This window comes from Brachyspira catarrhinii, from assembly GCF_005518285.1.
Taxonomy (GTDB): domain Bacteria; phylum Spirochaetota; class Brachyspiria; order Brachyspirales; family Brachyspiraceae; genus Brachyspira; species Brachyspira catarrhinii.
The window spans coordinates 1-1,952 of the sequence record NZ_SJDU01000402.1 but is presented as its reverse complement, the minus strand read 5'-3'; the positions used below and the strand labels follow the sequence as shown (position 1 = coordinate 1,952).

The window sequence follows — 1,952 nt, the reverse complement described above, 5'->3', positions numbered from 1 at the left end:
TAAGAGGTTATTATGCCGAGTTTAACTTTAAACCTAACGGAGATTTGTATTATTTGAATTAGTATTAGAATTATTATTAGTATTTCCGTTATTGTTATAATTTGTATCGTTAAAATCTAAATCTATATTTGGCGATAATTCAAGCTCCTCTGCGCATGAGGAAATTCCAAATATGCAGAATAAAGCCGCTAATAAAAATACTATAACAATTTTATTTTTGATTTTTGTTTTAATAGAAGTTTTTTCTTGCTTCATTTTAAACCTCTTAAATATATTATAATTTCCGCTTATAATATAACAATTAATTTAAAAAAGGCAACGATTTTTTTATATTTTTATAATTGATAATTAGCTATATCGAAAATTTTTCCGCTTTCAAAATTTTTCACTTTTTCTTTTTCCGTCACCGTTATAAAAACCTGCCCCAAAGTTTTAATATATTCCAAAATATTGTCTCTTCTCATATTGTCGAGTTCGAGCATCGCGTCGTCTATCAAAAGTATCGGCGTTTTGTTTCTATATTCCGAAAGTATTTTTTCGCTTGCAAGTTTCATTATTAAAGTAAACATTCTTTTTTCGCCTTGAGAAGAAAATTTTCTCGAAAGCGAATCTTTATAATAAAATTGATATTCCGCTCTATGAATTCCAAAATATGTGGTTCGCATTTTTATTTGTTCCTGCAAAGTGTTTTCCAATTTTTTTATATAATCGTTTTCGTTTTCTATATCTTCTATAGTCGACAAATATTTAATCGTATAAGGATTTTCGTTTTTAAATATCGTCTCGTAAGTTTGATTCATTTTATCTTCGAGTATTTTTGAATATTTTAAATTTTCTTTGGCGATATACAAAGAAAGTTTTGCAATTTCTTCGTTATAAATATTCGCTTCGGAAGGTTTTTTTATAAGGCAAATATTTCGCATTTTCAAAAGTTTATTATATTTTATTAAAGAAGATAAATATTCAATCGAAATTGTGGAGATAAGCATATTAAAATAATCTCTTCTCAATTTTGGCTCGCCTGTTACCAAATCGGTATCGTTTGGCAGAAATACGATATAAAGAATTTTTCCGATTAAATCTTTTCTTGAAGAGATTTCTTTTTTATCCATAAATACTTTTTTAAAAACTTTTTTTGGCTTTTTTTGATAGTTTATTTCAATCGTAGTGTCGTAAGATAAATTATCCTCTCTGAATATTCCTCTTATAAAATAATTGTCATTCCCGTTTTTTATAATCTCTCTGTCCAACCTTGTCCTGAAAGAAATTCCGTTTCCGAGCATATAAATAGCTTCCAAAATATTCGTTTTTCCCAAGCCGTTATTTCCGTATAGAACATTTATTTTGTCCGAAAAATTAAATACGGTTTCATCATAATTTCTAAAAGAACGCAAAGTTAGTTCTTTAAGCGTCATTATTCTGCCTTTAATTTTGTTTTATAAATTATTTATTATATCCTAATTTTAGAATAAAAAAAGATTTTTTCGTTAATAAATTTGACTTATATAAATTAATTAATATAATATACAAAAAATTTTAAACTTGGAGTTTTTATTATGAAGAATCAAATTTTCGGAGTATTGCAAAGAATAGGACGCTCCTTCATGCTTCCGATTGCAGTGCTTCCAGTTGCGGGTTTGTTTTTGGGAATAGGAAGTTCGCTTACCAATACGACTATGCTCGAAACCTACAACCTAACTAATATTCTAGGTCCTCACACGATGGCTTACGGAATATTGTCGGTTTTAAGCGAAGCGGGAAGCATAATATTTGGGAACTTGCCTATAATATTCGCGATGAGCGTGGCTATCGGCATGGCTAAACAAGAAAAAGAAGTAGCCGCTTTATCGGGAGCGATTGCTTTTTTCGTTATGCATGCTTCGATTGGAAAAATGATAGACATCATGGGAGGAGCGGATAAACTTTTGGCGGGTTCTACGGCAAATGTGATT

At 29.4% G+C, this 1,952-nt stretch carries 3 protein-coding genes; 1 reads left to right on the top strand and 2 read right to left on the bottom strand.

The window, feature by feature from the left end:
* Nucleotides 1-33 precede the first annotated feature (33 nt).
* Together EZH24_RS10950 and recF are read right to left on the bottom strand one after the other, a co-directional pair.
* Nucleotides 34-255, bottom strand: coding sequence for a hypothetical protein (locus EZH24_RS10950; protein WP_137999148.1), 222 nt, complete (start codon nucleotides 253-255; stop codon nucleotides 34-36).
* A gap of 80 nt (nucleotides 256-335) precedes the next feature.
* Complete coding sequence (gene recF, locus EZH24_RS10945) at nucleotides 336-1,415, bottom strand: DNA replication/repair protein RecF (protein ID WP_137999147.1); 1,080 nt, start codon at nucleotides 1,413-1,415, stop codon at nucleotides 336-338.
* 141 nt (nucleotides 1,416-1,556) lie between these two features.
* Here recF and EZH24_RS10940 point away from each other — a divergent pair.
* On the top strand, nucleotides 1,557-1,952 hold a 396-nt coding region (locus tag EZH24_RS10940), incomplete at its 3' end, for a PTS transporter subunit EIIC (RefSeq protein ID WP_161976151.1).

Excerpts from the sequence above, each read along its gene's own strand:
- recF (WP_137999147.1), bottom strand. The coding sequence starts at position 1,415 with ATGACGCTTAAAGAACTAACTTTGCGTTCTTTTAGAAATTATGATGAA.
- EZH24_RS10950 (WP_137999148.1), bottom strand. The coding sequence starts at position 255 with ATGAAGCAAGAAAAAACTTCTATTAAAACAAAAATCAAAAATAAAATT.